This is a genomic window from Sphingopyxis sp. 22461 (genome assembly GCF_052044915.1).
Lineage (GTDB): Bacteria > Pseudomonadota > Alphaproteobacteria > Sphingomonadales > Sphingomonadaceae > Sphingopyxis.
Map to the genome: position 1 here is coordinate 82,180 of NZ_JBQENY010000008.1, position 15,543 is coordinate 97,722.

General features: G+C 64.4%; 17 protein-coding genes. 9 read left to right on the forward strand and 8 right to left on the reverse strand.

Features of this window, described 5'->3' with window-relative positions:
- Positions 1–162 precede the first annotated feature (162 nt).
- Positions 163–1,578: an adenosylhomocysteinase gene (gene ahcY / locus ACTJI5_RS14420; protein WP_439512419.1), complete on the reverse strand. Its 1,416-nt coding sequence runs from the start codon at positions 1,576–1,578 to the stop codon at positions 163–165.
- A 404-nt stretch (positions 1,579–1,982) separates the two neighbouring features.
- Between ahcY and ACTJI5_RS14425 the strand changes: the two genes are divergently transcribed.
- The gene (locus ACTJI5_RS14425; protein WP_310257276.1) at positions 1,983–2,381 is read left to right on the forward strand and encodes a hypothetical protein; all 399 of its coding nucleotides are present in this window, start codon (positions 1,983–1,985) and stop codon (positions 2,379–2,381) included.
- Here the strand turns inward: ACTJI5_RS14425 and ACTJI5_RS14430 are convergent.
- Complete coding sequence (locus ACTJI5_RS14430) at positions 2,378–2,941, reverse strand: YqgE/AlgH family protein (RefSeq protein ID WP_058537851.1); 564 nt, start codon at positions 2,939–2,941, stop codon at positions 2,378–2,380. The genes ACTJI5_RS14425 and ACTJI5_RS14430 overlap by 4 nt on opposite strands.
- A gap of 131 nt (positions 2,942–3,072) precedes the next feature.
- Here ACTJI5_RS14430 and ACTJI5_RS14435 point away from each other — a divergent pair, with 131 nt between their 5' ends.
- On the forward strand, positions 3,073–3,555 hold the full coding sequence (locus tag ACTJI5_RS14435) for a peroxiredoxin (protein WP_248455136.1): 483 nt from the start codon (positions 3,073–3,075) through the stop codon (positions 3,553–3,555).
- A gap of 70 nt (positions 3,556–3,625) precedes the next feature.
- Entirely contained in the window at positions 3,626–5,107 is a 1,482-nt protein-coding gene (locus ACTJI5_RS14440; RefSeq protein WP_440860811.1) for an AMP nucleosidase, read from the forward strand.
- A 145-nt stretch (positions 5,108–5,252) separates the two neighbouring features.
- On the opposite strand, the gene ACTJI5_RS14445 is transcribed toward ACTJI5_RS14440, so the two are convergent.
- Positions 5,253–6,056, reverse strand: coding sequence for an SDR family NAD(P)-dependent oxidoreductase (locus ACTJI5_RS14445; RefSeq protein WP_440860812.1), 804 nt, complete (start codon positions 6,054–6,056; stop codon positions 5,253–5,255).
- 90 nt (positions 6,057–6,146) lie between these two features.
- Between ACTJI5_RS14445 and ACTJI5_RS14450 the strand changes: the two genes are divergently transcribed.
- Positions 6,147–6,584 (forward strand): winged helix-turn-helix transcriptional regulator, encoded by a 438-nt coding sequence (locus ACTJI5_RS14450; protein ID WP_440860813.1) that lies wholly within the window; start codon positions 6,147–6,149, stop codon positions 6,582–6,584.
- A gap of 21 nt (positions 6,585–6,605) precedes the next feature.
- Here the strand turns inward: ACTJI5_RS14450 and ACTJI5_RS14455 are convergent, their stop codons facing one another.
- Together ACTJI5_RS14455 and ACTJI5_RS14460 are read right to left on the reverse strand one after the other, a co-directional pair.
- Entirely contained in the window at positions 6,606–7,340 is a 735-nt protein-coding gene (locus ACTJI5_RS14455) for a sulfotransferase (RefSeq protein WP_440860814.1), read from the reverse strand.
- 73 nt (positions 7,341–7,413) lie between these two features.
- Positions 7,414–7,896, reverse strand: coding sequence for an SRPBCC family protein (locus tag ACTJI5_RS14460; protein WP_058537776.1), 483 nt, complete (start codon positions 7,894–7,896; stop codon positions 7,414–7,416).
- Positions 7,897–7,944: 48 nt separating this feature from the next.
- Between ACTJI5_RS14460 and ACTJI5_RS14465 the strand changes: the two genes are divergently transcribed.
- A complete protein-coding gene (locus ACTJI5_RS14465) occupies positions 7,945–8,271 on the forward strand; it encodes an ArsR/SmtB family transcription factor (RefSeq protein ID WP_058537775.1) in 327 nt (108 codons plus the stop codon).
- Positions 8,272–8,325: 54 nt separating this feature from the next.
- On the opposite strand, the gene ACTJI5_RS14470 is transcribed toward ACTJI5_RS14465, so the two are convergent.
- The 3 genes from ACTJI5_RS14470 to ACTJI5_RS14480 form a co-directional block, all read right to left on the reverse strand.
- Positions 8,326–10,152 carry a M2 family metallopeptidase gene (locus ACTJI5_RS14470; RefSeq protein ID WP_440860815.1) on the reverse strand — a complete coding sequence of 609 codons (1,827 nt, stop codon included), beginning with the start codon at positions 10,150–10,152 and terminating at the stop codon, positions 8,326–8,328.
- 75 nt (positions 10,153–10,227) lie between these two features.
- Positions 10,228–10,992 carry an alpha/beta fold hydrolase gene (locus tag ACTJI5_RS14475; protein WP_440860816.1) on the reverse strand — a complete coding sequence of 255 codons (765 nt, stop codon included), beginning with the start codon at positions 10,990–10,992 and terminating at the stop codon, positions 10,228–10,230.
- A 44-nt stretch (positions 10,993–11,036) separates the two neighbouring features.
- The gene (locus ACTJI5_RS14480; protein ID WP_440860817.1) at positions 11,037–11,684 is read right to left on the reverse strand and encodes a 2-hydroxychromene-2-carboxylate isomerase; all 648 of its coding nucleotides are present in this window, start codon (positions 11,682–11,684) and stop codon (positions 11,037–11,039) included.
- A 126-nt stretch (positions 11,685–11,810) separates the two neighbouring features.
- On the opposite strand from ACTJI5_RS14480, the gene ACTJI5_RS14485 reads away from it, so the two are divergent.
- Genes ACTJI5_RS14485 through ACTJI5_RS14500 form a run of 4 tightly spaced genes read left to right on the forward strand, consistent with a single transcriptional unit; the run spans position 11,811 to position 15,501 of the window.
- Positions 11,811–12,257, forward strand: a complete 447-nt coding sequence (locus ACTJI5_RS14485; RefSeq protein ID WP_440860818.1) for a MarR family winged helix-turn-helix transcriptional regulator — start codon at positions 11,811–11,813, stop codon at positions 12,255–12,257.
- Complete coding sequence (locus ACTJI5_RS14490) at positions 12,257–13,357, forward strand: HlyD family secretion protein (protein ID WP_440860819.1); 1,101 nt, start codon at positions 12,257–12,259, stop codon at positions 13,355–13,357. The genes ACTJI5_RS14485 and ACTJI5_RS14490 overlap by 1 nt, the downstream gene beginning before the upstream one ends.
- Positions 13,358–13,363: 6 nt before the next feature.
- Positions 13,364–14,953, forward strand: coding sequence for an MDR family MFS transporter (locus ACTJI5_RS14495; RefSeq protein WP_440860820.1), 1,590 nt, complete (start codon positions 13,364–13,366; stop codon positions 14,951–14,953).
- Positions 14,954–14,967: 14 nt separating this feature from the next.
- Positions 14,968–15,501, forward strand: a complete 534-nt coding sequence (locus ACTJI5_RS14500; protein ID WP_440860821.1) for a hypothetical protein — start codon at positions 14,968–14,970, stop codon at positions 15,499–15,501.
- Positions 15,502–15,543 lie beyond the last annotated feature (42 nt).

Consider the following 15,543-nt stretch of genomic DNA (forward strand, 5'->3'; position numbering starts at 1 on the left):
GTCCTCGCTTGTCCGGATGTCCCGCGCGCATGATCGCCAGCCCTAAAGGCGATAGAGTCATGTTTCAATCGCATGTCATTACGGATCGGCGCGCCGCATCGTCCGATGGGCGCGCCGTCCACAGTTTTTTATCGTTGCGAAGAGGGCGAGGCCCTCGACCGGTCAGTAACGATAATGGTCGGGCTTGAACGGGCCTGCGACCGGCACGCCGATATAATCGGCCTGCTTCTGGCTCAGCTGGCTGAGCTTTACGCCCAGCTTTTCGAGGTGAAGCGCCGCGACCTTTTCGTCGAGATGCTTGGGCAGGACGTAGACGTCGTTCTTATACTGCTCGCTCCGCGTCCACAGCTCGATCTGCGCGAGCGTCTGGTTGGTGAAGCTCGCCGACATCACGAAGCTCGGGTGGCCCGTCGCGTTGCCGAGGTTCACGAGGCGCCCCTTCGACAGGATGATGATCTGCTTGCCGTCGGGGAATTCGACCAGGTCGACCTGCGGCTTCACTTCGGTCCACTTGTAGTTCGCGAGCGCCGCGATCTGGATCTCGCTGTCGAAGTGGCCGATGTTGCAGACGATCGCCATATTCTTCATCGCCGCCATATGCTCGGCGGTGATCACGTCGGCGTTGCCGGTCGCGGTGACGAAGATGTCCGAGCGCTTGACGGCTTCGTCCATCGTGACGACCTCGAAGCCTTCCATCGCCGCCTGCAGCGCGCAGATCGGGTCGATTTCGGTGACGAGGACGCGCGCGCCGCCGTTGCGGAGCGACTGGGCCGAGCCCTTGCCGACGTCGCCGAAGCCGGCAACCGTGGCGACCTTGCCCGCGAGCATCACGTCGGTGCCGCGGCGGATCGCGTCGACGAGCGATTCCTTACAGCCATAGAGGTTGTCGAACTTCGACTTGGTGACGCTGTCGTTGACGTTGATCGCGGGGAAGGGCAGCTCGCCCTTCTTGGCGATGTGGTACAGGCGGTGGACGCCGGTCGTCGTTTCTTCCGACACGCCCTTGATCGCCTTGACCGTCTTGGTGAGGTAACCGGGGTTCGCCGCAACGAACGCCTTCAGCGCGCGCTGCATCTCGATCTCTTCTTCATTCTCGGGCGCGGGCATTTCCTGCCCGGCTTCGAGCTTCGCGCCCCACAGCGCGAACATCGTGGCGTCGCCGCCGTCGTCGAGGATCAGGTTGCAGGTCGTGCCATCTTCCACGCCCCAGTCGAAGATGCGGCCGACATAGTCCCAATAATCGGCGAGGCTTTCGCCCTTCACCGCGAACACCGGCACGCCCGTCGCGGCGATCGCGGCGGCGGCGTGATCCTGGGTCGAGAAGATGTTGCACGTCGCCCAGCGGACGTCGGCGCCGAGCGCGGTCAGCGTCTCGATCAGCACCGCGGTCTGGATCGTCATGTGGAGCGAACCGACGATGCGTGCGCCCTTGAGCGGCTGCGCCGCGCCGAATTCGCTGCGCAGCGCCATCAGGCCCGGCATTTCGGTTTCGGCGATATTGATTTCCTTGCGACCGAAGTCGGCGAGGCCGATGTCGGCGATCACATAATCACGGGTATCGGCGGCGAGAGTGGCCACGGTTAAGTCTCCTGTAGGCGAGTTCGGCCGCAGGCGAGCGGCCACGAAAAGTCAGGTAATTATGCCCGGCGCCCTAGCCGAAACGTCGCCGCCGATCAAATATAAACTTTTCTTTATATCGCAATATCGACACCGCCCGCCCGGATGCCGGACGCACGAATCGGCGGCGCAAAATGCACCGGCCTCACGAAAATAATTTTTAGCGGACGCAATTGTGACATTCGCTGCCACGACTTTGTGACAACGAGTCGCTATCGCCAAGATTCTGAAAATCCTGACTTATAATGCGCCTTGCGTTCAGCTTAATTCGCTATTGTGACAACAGTGTTACAAACCCCCGAAAATATTGACTTTTTGCCCGGCGCGCGAGAAAATCGGCGAAAGTTTTCGGGGAGATACGAAAGATGAAAAAAATTCTGCTGCCGCTCTTCGCACTGGCTTTCGCGAACCCCGCTGCGGCGCAATCGATCGTCGTTGTTACCGCGCCGCAAGCTGATTCGGAGGTTCTTCCGGTCGCTTATGCCGAGCTGAAGGCCGGCGAAAATCGGGCTGCTGTCGAAAAGCTGACCGGCGACACCGGCCTCGATGCCCGCGACCCGTCGCGGCTGATCAATCTTGGCACCGCTTACGCTCGTCTGGGTCGCACCGCCGAAGCCGCCGCCGCCTATGACAACGCAATCGGCAGCCCGATCCGCTACGATCTCGAACTCGCCGACGGCCGCTATGTCGATTCGCGCTGGGCCGCACGCACCGCGCGCGCCAATCTCGACACTGGCCGCCCGCTGCTCGCGCTCGCGCGCTAAGCCTCGCCGCCTTCGGTCGTGAGCAAGCGGGCGTCCACTCCCGCTTCGGCAAACGCCGCCTGCCATCGCTCGGCGGGCGGCGTTTCGAATAACAGGCCGTCGCTGCCCGGCGTGACATGCCAGCCGTGGCGAACCATTTCGCCTTCGAGCTGCCCCGGCGACCATCCGGCATAACCGAGTGCGACCAGCCAGCGCGACGGGCCGCGTCCCTCGCCGATCGCGCGCAGGATATCGTGCGAACTCGACACCATCCAGCGATCGCCGACCTGCACCGCCTCCTGCCCGCCCCAGTCGAGGCTATGGAGGACGAAGCCCCGCGACGGCTCGACCGGTCCGCCGAGAAACACCGGCTGGTCGAGCGGCACTTCGTGCGCGATTTCGAGCTGGTCGAGCACCGCCCCGACGGTCATGCCCTCGATCGGATCGTCGATGCCGATCCCCATCGCACCCTCTTCGTCATGGCTGATCATCGCGATCACCGAATGTTCGAAACGGGGATCGCCGATGCCCGGCAGCGCAAGCAGCAGCTGGCCGGTGAACCAGGTGGGGTCTGTGCTCATAAGCGCCACCATGCCGCGTCGCGGCGGCGCGGTCCAGCTTTTCGATCAACCGCCGCGCCGCGCTTGACTTGGCGACCGGCGCACCCGATGTCACCGCCATCAAAATCCCCTCGAGTGAAAGGATGCCGACCATGACGATCCAGACCGGAGACAAGCTGCCCGACGCCACTTTCGTAAAGGTTACCGAAAGCGGCCCCGAACAGGTCAACACCGCCGATTATTTCAAGGGCCGCCGCGTCGCGCTCTTCTCGGTTCCCGGCGCCTTCACCCCGACCTGCTCGGCCAAGCACCTGCCGGGCTATGTCGACAAGGCGGGCGAACTGAAGGCCAAGGGCGTCGACGAAATCGTCTGCACCGCAGTCAACGACGCTTTCGTGATGGGCGCATGGGGCAAGAATGCGAATGCCGGCGACGCGGTGACGATGCTCGCCGACGGCAATGGCGATTTCGCTGAAGCGGTCGGCCTGACCATGGACGGCAAGGCGTTCGGCATGGGCAAGCGCGGCCAGCGTTTCTCGATGATCGTCAACGACGGCGTCGTCGAACAGCTCAACGTCGAAGCTCCCGGCGAATTCAAGGTGTCGAGCGCCGACCATATGCTCGAGCAGCTGTAAGAATCCGGGGCGGGGCAGCCAACGGGCTGCCCCCTTCCCTTTTGTCACATTTTCATGCAACAGCGACGCGATGACATCCAACTCATCGCAAGACACCACCGACCCCACCGCGCTCGTCGACGACATCATCGCCGAACTTCAAACCGCGTTCCGGACGTCGGTCTCCAATCTCAAATCGGCCATCGCCGCCTATGTCCGCGATCGCACGCTGCCGCCGGCCGACGCCGCGGCGAAGGGCCTGTTCGACTATCCCGCGATCCGCCTCGTCACCACCGGCGAACAGCGCGAGGGACAGAAGGGGCATAATCTCTCCTTCGGCCGCTTCGAACGCGCGGGCACCTTCGAAACCACGGTGACGCGCCCCGACCTGTTCGCCGACTATCTGCGCGACCAGCTCATGCTCCTCGCGCGCCACTATGACATCACGCTCGAAGTCACGCGCACCGGACAGCAGATCCCCTTCCCTTACGTGCTCGACGCCAGCGACGGGTCGGACATGGGCGGGGTCACCCCGCTCGAACTCGCACGCCATTTCCCGACCACGGAATTGGCCGACATCGGCGACGAACTCGCCGACGGATTGTTCGGACAGGATCCCTCGGCGGCGCAGCCGCTCGCGCTGTTCGATGCGCTGCGCACCGACTTTTCGCTCGCGCGCCTCCGCCATTACACCGGCACCGCGCCCGAGCATTTCCAGCGTTACATCCTGTTCACCAACTACCACCGCTATGTCGACGAATTCGTCGCCTGGGCCGGGGCGCAGGTCGGCCAGGGCCGCTACACCGCGCTCGCGGGCGCCGCCGGCCTCTACGTCGACCAGCCCGGCGTCAACGCCAGCGCGCTCGTCGCCGACAGCGCGTGGCGGCGGCACCAGATGCCCGCCTATCATTTGATCGCGCCCGACGGCGGCGGCATCACGCTTGTCAACATCGGCGTCGGCCCGTCGAACGCCAAGACGATCTGCGACCATCTCGCGGTGCTGCGGCCCGAAGCGTGGCTGATGATCGGCCACTGCGGCGGCCTCCGCCCCAGCCAGCGCATCGGCGATTATGTTCTCGCGCACGCGTACCTCCGCGACGATCATATCCTCGACGCGGTGCTGCCGGTCGCCATTCCGATTCCGCCGATCGCCGAAGTGCAACAAGCTTTGGCAAGCGCCGCCGAAACGGTGTCGGGCGCGACCGGCGCCGACCTCAAGAAACGCATGCGCACCGGCACCGTCGTCACCACCGACGACCGCAATTGGGAGCTGCGCTATACCGACAGCGCGCTCCGCTTCTCGCAGTCGCGCGCGATCGGCATCGACATGGAAAGCGCCACGATCGCCGCGCAGGGTTATCGCTTCCGCGTCCCCTACGGCACCCTGCTCTGCGTCAGCGACAAGCCGCTCCACGGCGAACTCAAGCTCCCCGGACAGGCGAACCGCTTCTACGAGGAAGCGATCGCCGCGCATCTCCAGATCGGCATCCGCGCGTGCGAGACGATGCGCGACGAGGGCGCCAAGCTCCATAGCCGCAAACTCCGCGCGTTCAACGAGCCGCCGTTCCGCTGACGGCGGCTTTCGACCCGTAGTTGCCGCTCAATTTCCTACTTCGTCATCCTCGCGAAAGCGGGGACCCAGCGAGCTGCCATAGCCACTGGGTTCGCGCTTTCGCGGGAATGACGAATGTTGGGAACGTCACTGACCCAACGGGGTTTCAAACCGCTTCTGTTGCCCGATAGCGCTCGGCGACGTCACGCCGCGACAGTCCCGGCCCCATCGCCAGCCGCGCCGCGTGATAGGCACCCCACTGGCTTTCATCGGCAAGCGGCGGAATCGTCACGTCCTCACCGCTATCGAGTCCGAGCAGTGCAGCATCGACAAGATCGCCGGCATCCATCACCATCTCGGCCGGGAAGGCATCGATGTCCTTGCCCGAGCGTTCCCAGATTTCGGTGCGCGTTGCACCGGGCAGCACGGCCTGCACCGTCACGCCCTGTTCGCGCAGGCTGTTCGCGAGCGAAAGGCTGAGGTTGAGCAGGAACGCCTTCGAACCGCTGTAGACGCCTTCATAGGCTTCGGGAGCGAGCGCAAGGACCGAGGCGATGTTGACGATCGCCCCCTTGCCGCGCGCGCCGAACGCCTTGCCCGCCGCAATCGCGAGCCGCGCGGCGGCGGCGATGTTGAGGGCGATGATCGTCTCGATCTCGGCGGGGCTATTCTCCAGCGTGCCGCCGTTCAGCGACATGCCGGCATTGTTGACGAACAGCGTAATCGCGGCATCGCCCGCCAGCCGCTGCTCGATCCGCGTCACATCGTCGCCGTGGGTAAGGTCGGCGGCGATCACATCGACCTGGGCGCCGGTTTCGGCGCGCAGCTTTGCGGCGAGTTCTTCCATCTGCGCGCCGTTGCGTGCGACAAGGATCAGGTCGTGCCCGCGCTTGGCGAGGCGGTCGGCATAGACGGCGCCAAGGCCGGTCGAAGCGCCCGTGATCAGGGCCGTTCCACTCGGGATAGTCAAATCATTGCTCCTTGTGAGGCGGCCCCGAGGACGAGAAAAGCCCGCCGCGAGTCGCTTGCAAAATGATAGTGACTGCCTTATGTGACTTCAATGAGCAGCGACGAAAATAATTTGGGCACCTGCCCCGTCGATCGCGGGTTGATGCGCGTCGGCGACCGCTGGAGCATGTTGGTGCTCCGCGATATCGAGCGCGGGCTGACGCGGTACGAGCAATTGCGCACCAGCCTCGGCATCGCGCCGAACATCTTGTCGCGGCGCTTGTCGGCGCTTGCCGATGCTGGTTTGATCGAGAAGAGGCGCTACAGTCAGCGCCCGCCGCGCGACGAATATCTGCTCACCGAGGGGGGGCGCGACTTCCTGCCGATCCTGATGGCGATCGGCGCGTGGGGGCGCAAATATAACGGCGCCGGCGCGCTCAGCCGCCACCTCGACGATGAAACGGGTGAGGCCGTGCGCCCGGTGGTGGTCGACGCCAACACCGGTGCCCCGATTGGCTCGCGGCCACTGCGCTTCGAAACCCCGGGCTGACGCCCGTCCTCAGCGCCGATTTCAAGCCGGGGCGCGGTAGCCCAGCGCCTGCGCCGTCTCGCCGACCATATCCCAGATCGCAGCGGCCTCTTCGTCGGTCAGATTCTCGCGCCAGCGGTCGACGCGGACCCTATGGTCCGGCCGTGAATAGCTCCGCGAGGTCTGCGCTTCGATAAAGTCCTTGTTGTTGCTGTTCTGCACCCGCTTCGCCCACCTCGCGAGATGCGGGGCATTGGCGGCGGGATCGATCGCCAGAACCTCGCATATCCGGGCCAAAAACTGCACCGGATCGGCGATCATCTCCTCGAACCGGACCAGCGTGGCGCAATGTTCGACCTGCGCATATCCCGCGATATTGAGGAAAGCCCAATGATGCGCGCATCGCGCGATCAGGGGCTCGGCAAGCCAGTCCTTCCAGTCGGGCGGCCTCGGATGATGCCCCCATTGCTTCGCGATTCCGACGCGCAGCGAACAGACGGCGTCGAGCGGATTCCGCACGATCCAGAACAGGCGGGCGCGGGGCGCCACCTCCAGAAAGCGGTCGAGCGGAAAGGACAGGCCCGGCCTTGCCGGATGAAGGTCGCTTTCGCGCGGCACCTTGAACGCCTGCGGCGTGCTGTAGTCGGCCGCCAACACCGCCTCGAACGCCGGTTCGCTTTGATAGATGTAGCGATCGAGGCCGTCGAACAGCTCGCCGAAGATCGAGGTGCCGCTTCGGCCGCAACCGAGGACCATCACCGGCGGTGCGCTTGTCATGCGGCCAGCCTATCGCCCGGCCGCGTCGTTCGCAACGCCGCCCGCAATGGCCGTTCTGTCGGCGATCGCGCGGCTAGATATACATGCCCTCGCGCAGGTTGATCCCATGCTCGGTCCACGCCTTGAGCGCGCAGAGCATCTGCGCCCACCCCTGGCAATTGCCATAGGAGGCGCCGAGCGCACCCTGATTTTCGCGCCAGCCTTCCTCGGCGATCTCGACCATCGTGCGCCCGTCGTCGAGCCCCTTGAAGCTCATCGTCACCCGCGTCCGGTAATCGGCGTCCTTGTGCGCGCCGCCTTCCACATTGGGCGGCTCGCCTTCGTTCGCCTGCCATTCGAGGACGATTTTCTCGTCGGGCACCACCTCGATCACCCAGACCGGAAAGGCGCCGGGAAAGTCGTGAAAGTCCCATTCGACCGTAGCGCCGGTCTCGAGCCGGCCCTTTGCGCCGCCCGTGGTGAAATAGTTCGACAGCTTCGCGGGGTCTGCGACCGCCTCGAACACCTCGTGCACCGGCTTCGCGATCCGCGCCGCGACCCTGAATTTCAGTTCCATGTCCATTCTCCGCTTGAGTCGCACTCTTTTATGTTATATTTATGTAACATGTCAATTCACGACCAGTTCGACGCGACCTTCAAGGCGCTCGCCTCGCCGATCCGGCGCCAGATTCTCGACGATCTGAAGGACCAGCCGCTGACGACTGGCGCGCTGTGCGCCCATTTTGCCGACATCGACCGCTGCACGGTGATGCAACATCTGAAGGTGCTGGAGGATGCGGGGCTGGTGATCGCCGAGCGGCGCGGCCGCGAACGCTGGAACCACCTCAACGCGGTGCCGATCCAGGACATCCACGACCGCTGGATCGGTCCGCACGCCGCCGCCGCGAGCGCGCGGCTCGCGCGCTTCAAACAGGCGGTCGAGGCGCAATGAAAAAGGCCGGGGCGGCGACGCCCCGGCCTTTCTGCTTGTCGTCGATCGCCCGGCTCACCAGCCCTGCGGCTTGCCCTTGTTCTGCTGGTCGAGCCACGTCTTCAGCGGCGCGAAATAATCGGCCATCGCCTTGCCCGACATCTCGCGGCTGCCGGTGAAGGCTTGCAGCGCGTCGGGCCACGGCTTCGACGCACCCATTTCGAGCATCGCGTTCAATTTCGCGCCGACCTCCTTGTTGCCATAGAAGGAGCAGCGGTGGAGCGGCCCCTTCCACCCCGCCTGCTTGCACGCCGCCTGATAGAATTGGAACTGCAGCACGCGCGCGAGGAAATAGCGCGTGTAGGGCGTGTTGCCCGGGATATGGAATTTCGCACCCGCATCGAACGCGTTCGCCGGCCGCGCGCCCGGCGGGACGATACCCTGATATTGCGTGCGCAGCTCGGTCCATTTCTTGTTGTAGTCGGCGGGCTGGATCGAACCGTCGAAGACGCCCCAGCGCCAGCGGTCGACGAGCAGGCCGAAGGGCAGGAAGGCGACCTTGTCCATCGCCTGCCGGAGCAGCAGGCCGATGTCCTTGTCGGCGGCGGGCACCTTCGCCTTGTCGAGCAGGCCGATGTCGACAAGATATTGCGGGGTGATCGACAGCGCGACGAAATCGCCGATCGCCTCGTGGAAGCCGTCGTTGGCACCGTTGAGGTACAGGAATGGCTGCTTGTTATAAGCGCGCTGGTAATAATTGTGGCCGAGTTCGTGGTGGATCGTGATGAAGTCGTCGGCATTCACCTTGATGCACATCTTGATGCGGATATCGTCCTTGTTGTCGATATCCCACGCCGAGGCGTGGCAGACGACTTCGCGGTCGGCGGGCTTCAGGAACTGGCTGCGCTTCCAGAAGGTTTCGGGCAGCGGCGCCATGCCGAGCGACGAATAGAAATTCTCGCCCGCCTTGACCATGTCGAGCGGGGTCTTGCCCTGCGCGGTCAAGAGGTCGCCGATGTCATAGCCGAGGTCGCCGGTTCCCGCGGGCGCGACGAGCGGGTAGATATTGCCCCATTCCTGCGCCCACATATTGCCGAGCAGGTCGGCACGGATCGGACCGGTCTTGGCCTGCACCGCGTCGCCATATTTCTCGTTCAGCTTCCAGCGGACATAGGTGTGGAGCGCGACATAGAGCGGCTTCATATCCTGCCAGATCTTCTCGGTGACCTTGGCGAATTCCTCGGGCGGCATGTCGTAACCCGAACGCCACATCGCGCCGGTGTCGGCGAAGCCGAGTTCCTTCGCGCCGGCGTTCGCGATGCCGACCAGCTTGGCATAATCGTCCTTCATCGGCGCGCCGACCTTGTCGTGCCAGCTCGTCCACATTTCGGCGAACTGCGCCGGCGTGTGCTTGAGGTCGCCCATCGCGGCCTCGATGTCCGAGCCCGAGATTTCCTTGCCGTCCAGCGTGCCGCGGCCCTTGCCATATTGCGACTGCAGGTCGGTCGCGATCGTGTTGAGCTCGGTCGCGGCGCCCGGCGTCGTCGGCGCGGGCAGCACAATCCCGGTGCGCAATATGTCGAGCTTGCGCTTGGTGTCGGCGCCGAGCCCCGCCACATCCTTATATTTGGCGGCTTCGAGCGCATATTTGACCGATTTCTCGGTGCCGACGGCGTTGATCCTCGACGCCATCGCATCGGTATCTTCGGTCAAATAGGTGCTGTTGACCCAGTTCACCTGGCTCGCCTCGACCGTATAGTCGAACAGGTCCTTTTCGACCGACGCGATAAAGGCATCGGCGTCAGCGGCGGTGGGGGCCGCCGTCGGCGCAGTTTGGGCAAAAGCGGGGGTTGCCACCGCGAGCGACAAGGCAAGCGACAGCGTCGAAATCATGGCTTTCATGGGGTGCGTCCTCTGGAATATTTTGTCAGCGCTCTGCGGCACATGGCAACAGCTAGGCGCTTCGCGCGAGTCCGGTCAAGCCGCGAGAAAGGCGGCGATCGCATCGCCCAGCTCGGGTTGGGTGACGCTCGACATATGCGTGCCCGGGATCGTTGCGAGCCGCGCGTCGGCGAGCGCGGCGACGAGTTCGGGCGCCGAACCATTGTCCTGATCGTCAGCACCGCACACGACGAGCGTCGGCATCGTGATCGCCGCCAGCATCGCGGGCGCCGTGTCGGTGAAGCTGTCGAGCAGATGCCCCGCGGCGATGCGATCGACCTTCATCGTTTTCATGAACTGGATCGACAGCCATGTGTCGTCGCCGCGCTTTGCCGTCTCATATTCGGCGATGACGCGCTTGAAGAATTGCCCGCGCCGCTGCCAGCCGGCGAGCCCTGCCAGCCCCATGCCACCGAGGATCAGCCGGCGCGGCTTCATCCCCGCGACGACCGCGCGGACGCTGGTGCGCGCGCCGAGCGAAAAGCCGCCGAGGTCGAAATCGGTCAGGCCCAGATGTGCCACCAGATCCTCAAGGTCGCGCACGAGCACGTCGGACGGATAATATTCCTCCTCGTGCGGCGCGTCGCTCGACCCGTGGACGCGCAGATCGGGCATGATCACGCGATAGCCCTCGGATGCGACGCGCGCGGCAGTGCCGAACTTGATCCAGTTGACCTCGCCGCTCGAAAACAGGCCGTGGAGCAGCAACAGCGGCCGCCCGCCCCCCGTTTCTGGACCCATCTCGCGCCACGCCAGCCGCACGCCGTCGCGCGCCTCGAAATATTGAGGTTCGATCGTCATGCGCCGCGCTATGCGCCCTTCACGCCCGGTTCGGCAAGCGCCGATCAGCGTGGGCGCAGGCCCTTTTGCTCCATGCGCCACTTCGCCATTTCGATGCGGTCCTGCCCGAAAAAGGGTTCGCCATCGAACACCAGGGTTGGCACGCCCCAATGACCGGCGATTTCGAGCGCGACCTGGTTGGCGGCGATTTCATTGTCGAGTAGCTCGGCGTCGCTGACGGCTTCGGCATCGAGTTCGGCCAGGTCGAGGCCCGCGCGCTTCGCCGCACCCGCCAGATGATCGCCGAGGTGCCAGTCCTGCGCGCCGCCCCAGATGAGCTGCGCCGCCTCGTGCGCGAAGGCAAGGCTCTTGCCGCGCCGCGATGCCGCCTGCCCGAGCCGCGTCAGGCGATAGATATAGGGCTGCTCGGCCGCGATCGTGCGCGTCGCCATGTCCTGCACGATCGGGTCGGGACGCGGCGGACCGAAGGGAATGCCATGAAATTGCGCGACGCGGATCATGTCGCGCATCGTATAGCTCAGCCAGTTGGGGTGGTTGCGCTCGAAGAAGTCGGGCTGGCGGATTGCGAGTGGATAGACGGGGCGCAGGTTGATCGTCACATCGTGGCTGGCGGCGAGCGCGCGATAACGGCCGATAGCGAGATAGCTGTACGGCGAGCGAAAGGACCAGAAGAGGTCTGCGGTCAAACTCATGACGTCATCCTGCCGAAAAACGCGGCCGACGCAAGCAGTGTAAAGAAAATTTACACCGGATTCGAGATTGTTGGCTGCAAAATCCGGATGTTGAAAATAGTAGCAATTGCTATTATATCGTATGACATGAGTGAAACGATCGGATTCCTGCTGAACGACACGGCGCGGCTGTTTCGCCGTTCGTTCAACGCGCGCACGAAGGGCAGCGGCATTACCGCGCTGCAATGGCGGCTGATTACCTATCTCAAGCGCCACGAAGGCATCCGTCAGGGGCCGCTCGCCGAGCTGATTGAGGTCGAGCCGATTACCTTGTCGCGCATGGTCGACCGGTTGGTCGAAAGCGAGCTGGTCGAGCGCCGCGCCGACCCTGCCGACCGCCGCGCGTGGCGCCTCTATCTGACCCCCCGCGCGGGCGACCTGCTCGGCGGGATGCGCGAGATGGCCGACGCGCTGACCGGCGAAGCCACCGAAGGGCTGAGCGACGCCGAGCGCGACCAGCTGATCGATCTTGTCGAACGCGTTCGCGCCAATTTGTCCCGCCGTATATGCCAAAAAGAAGAAGAGACCGTTTGATGGACCAGCTCTCCCCATCCCGCCCGAAGGCCGAAAAGGTGACGCCGCCCAAGGCCGCGCCAAAGGCCGACCCCTTGCCGAACCCGGCACTCGAAAACGAGGCCGCGCCCAAGGCGAGCTGGCGCACGCGCATCCTGATGTTCGGCCTGCCCCTGGCCCTGATCGCGGGCGGTGCCGGCTGGTGGCTGACGAGCGGCGGGTCGGTGTCGACCGACAACGCCTATGTCCAGATGGACAAGGTGTCGGTCGCCGCCGAAGTCGGCGGACGGATCACCGAAGTCGCCGTGCGCGACGGCCAGCAGGTCGCGAAAGGCCAGCTGCTGTTCCGCATCGACGGCGAACCCTATGCGCTGACCGTCGCGCAGGCGACCGCGGCGATCGACGCCGCCGAGGTCGAGGTCGGCAACCTCTCGGCGAGCGCGAACACGTCGAGCGTCGACATCGCCGCGGCACGTGAGGATGTGAAGTTCGCGCAGGTCACTTTCGAGCGGCAGGCAGCGTTGATGGAAAAGGGCTTCACGACCAAAGCCGCCTATGACGCGTCGCGCCACGCGCTCCAGCAGGCGCGCGAGAGCGTACGTCAAGCCGAAGCCGCCGCCGCGGAAGCGCGCGCCAAGCTCGCCGCCGGCCCATCGAGCGGAATCAACCCGCAGGTCGAGGCGGCGCGCGTCCAGCGTTCGCAGGCCGAGGTGAACATGGGCCGCACGACGGTTCGCGCGCCGAGCGCGGGCCGGATCGCGCAGTCGGACCGGCTGCAGGTCGGCCAGATGATGGTCGCCGGGCTTCCCGCGGTCACTTTGGTCGATACCGCGCATCCGTGGGTCGAAGCCAATTTCAAGGAAACCGACCTCGCCGATATGCGTGTCGGCCAGCGCGCCGAAATCAGCTTCGACGCCTATCCCGGCGTGAAGGTGCGCGGTCATGTGCTGACGATCGGCGCGGGCACCGGTAGCGAATTTTCGGTGCTGCCCGCGCAAAACGCCACTGGCAACTGGGTCAAGGTGACGCAGCGCGTGCCGGTGCGCATCGCCTTCGACGAAAAGCCCGCGCGCGACATGATCGCGGGGCTGTCGGCCGATGTGCGGGTGATTACGAAGTAAGGTCCCGTGGCGAGCAATGCCCTCCCCCGCCGGCCGTCGGCCGCGGCGCTCCCCGACGACGAGTCGATCCCGCTGCACGAACGCGTGCGCTATCGCGGGCTGCTGACCGTCGCCGTCATGGGCGCGTCGATCATGCAGATCCTCGACACGACGATCGCCAACGTCGCGATCCCGCACATGCAGTCGGCATTGGGCGCGACGAGCGAGACGGTGACGTGGGTGCTGACGAGCTATATCCTCGCCTCGGCGGTCGCGATGCCGATCACCGGCTGGCTCGCCGACCGCATCGGGCGGCGCGAATTGTTCATGGCCGCGGTCGCGGGCTTCATCGTCGCGTCGATGGCGTGCGGCGCCGCGCAGACGCTCGAGCAGATGGTCGCCTTCCGTTTCCTGCAGGGGGTCAGCGCGGCCTTTATCGGGCCGCTGTCGCAATCGGTGATGCTCGACATCAATCCGCCCGAACGCCACGCGCGCGCGATGTCGATCTGGGGCATGGGGATCATGATCGGGCCGATCCTCGGCCCGATATTGGGCGGCTGGCTGACCGAAAGCGTCAACTGGCGCTGGGTCTTTTACGTCAACCTGCCCGTCGGGCTCATCACGCTCGCGATGATGTGGGCGCTGCTGCCCAAGACGCGAAGCGTCACACGGCGCTTCGACCTGTTCGGTTTTTCGATGCTCGCGCTCGGCCTCGCCGCGCTCCAACTGATGCTCGACCGCGGCGCGCATCAGGACTGGTTTGACAGCATCGAAATCTGGATCGAAATGGGCGTCGCCGTCTCCTGCCTGTGGATGTTCATCGTCCATATGTTCACCGCGCAGGCGCCGCTGTTCAGCCGCAAGATGCTCGCCGACCGCAACCTCGTCACCGCGATGGGGTTCATGGTCGTGATCGGCGTCGTGATGTTCGCGTCGATGGCGCTGCTGCCGCCGATGCTGCAGAATCTGTTCGGCTGGCCGGTAATCGATACCGGCGTCGCGCTCGCGCTGCGCGGTGTCGGTATCCTCGCGAGCATGTGGGTCGCGGGACAATTGCTCGGCAAGATCGACGCGCGCTGGCTGGTCGGCACCGGGCTCCTCACCGCGGCCTATTCGTTATGGCAGATGAGCCACTGGTCGCTCGCGATGGGGATGCAGCCCGTGATCATCAGCGGGCTGGTGCAGGGCCTCGGCATGGGGCTGATCTTCATTCCACTGAACACCATGGCGTTCGCGACGATCCAGCCGCAGTATCGCACCGACGGGTCGAGCCTGCTCAACCTGTTCCGCAGCCTCGGCGCATCGGTCGGCATCTCGATCGTCACCACCCTGCTCGGTTCGAACATCCAGCGGAGCCACGCGGATCTGGCGGCGCATGTCACCAACAGCTCGGTCAGCCTGCTCGACCCGTCGACCGCCGACCGCTTCGGCATCGCGGGCGACACGGCGATGGCGATGATCAATGCCGAGATCAACCGGCAGGCGGCGATGGTCGCCTATATCGACGATTTTTGGGCGATGATGTGGGTGACGCTGGCCTCGGTGCCGCTGGTGCTGCTGCTACGGCCGCCGAAGCCGGGCGGGCCGAAGGCGTCGGCGGCGGATATGGGGCATTAATCGAGGCGTCTGCTTTGGCGTGGGAAGCGGACGTTGCAATCGCGCGCTGCACCATGCAATTTCCTTCCATGTTTGCAGTACGAACCCTTTTAATTCTGGTCGCCGCCAATCTTGCCGCTGGTTGTTCAGGCAGCTCGGCAGACGCTCCTATCGATGTGTGCGATCTGGCCCGATCTGGTAAAAAGCGGATCAATGACTCAGTCACTGTACGCGCCTGGTATGGTTTTAACTATCATGGCTCACTGATGGGGTCAGACCGGTGCCGGAATTTTTCGATCGATCCCGACTTCAGACCGAATTTGCGCAGTAGTTTCTTGAATCCAAAACACTCGTCGGTAGGCGACACTCGAAGCGCCTTTAAGATCGGGATGGGCGGGCCCGATGATTATCATGCCGATTTCACCGGCATTTTGCGGAAACGAAACACCTCCACAGCGGGTGACCCACACTTACCTCCGATGGACGAAATGCCCTACGTTCTGGAAATCGACAGGGTAGATAATGTCCGGTTTGAACAGGCCACATTTTGGCCACCGCCACCGAACTGACGGACCTAAGGTGGTCCGTTGCTGACGACGGCTTTCGGTCAT

Excerpts from the sequence above, each read along its gene's own strand:
- ACTJI5_RS14425 (WP_310257276.1), top strand. The coding sequence starts at position 1,983 with ATGAAAAAAATTCTGCTGCCGCTCTTCGCACTGGCTTTCGCGAACCCC.
- ACTJI5_RS14430 (WP_058537851.1), bottom strand. The coding sequence starts at position 2,941 with ATGAGCACAGACCCCACCTGGTTCACCGGCCAGCTGCTGCTTGCGCTG.
- ACTJI5_RS14435 (WP_248455136.1), top strand. The coding sequence starts at position 3,073 with ATGACGATCCAGACCGGAGACAAGCTGCCCGACGCCACTTTCGTAAAG.
- ACTJI5_RS14440 (WP_440860811.1), top strand. The coding sequence starts at position 3,626 with ATGACATCCAACTCATCGCAAGACACCACCGACCCCACCGCGCTCGTC.
- ACTJI5_RS14450 (WP_440860813.1), top strand. The coding sequence starts at position 6,147 with ATGAGCAGCGACGAAAATAATTTGGGCACCTGCCCCGTCGATCGCGGG.
- ACTJI5_RS14455 (WP_440860814.1), bottom strand. The coding sequence starts at position 7,340 with ATGACAAGCGCACCGCCGGTGATGGTCCTCGGTTGCGGCCGAAGCGGC.
- ACTJI5_RS14460 (WP_058537776.1), bottom strand. The coding sequence starts at position 7,896 with ATGGAACTGAAATTCAGGGTCGCGGCGCGGATCGCGAAGCCGGTGCAC.
- ACTJI5_RS14465 (WP_058537775.1), top strand. The coding sequence starts at position 7,945 with ATGTCAATTCACGACCAGTTCGACGCGACCTTCAAGGCGCTCGCCTCG.
- ACTJI5_RS14470 (WP_440860815.1), bottom strand. The coding sequence starts at position 10,152 with ATGAAAGCCATGATTTCGACGCTGTCGCTTGCCTTGTCGCTCGCGGTG.
- ACTJI5_RS14475 (WP_440860816.1), bottom strand. The coding sequence starts at position 10,992 with ATGACGATCGAACCTCAATATTTCGAGGCGCGCGACGGCGTGCGGCTG.
- ACTJI5_RS14480 (WP_440860817.1), bottom strand. The coding sequence starts at position 11,684 with ATGAGTTTGACCGCAGACCTCTTCTGGTCCTTTCGCTCGCCGTACAGC.
- ACTJI5_RS14485 (WP_440860818.1), top strand. The coding sequence starts at position 11,811 with ATGAGTGAAACGATCGGATTCCTGCTGAACGACACGGCGCGGCTGTTT.
- ACTJI5_RS14490 (WP_440860819.1), top strand. The coding sequence starts at position 12,257 with ATGGACCAGCTCTCCCCATCCCGCCCGAAGGCCGAAAAGGTGACGCCG.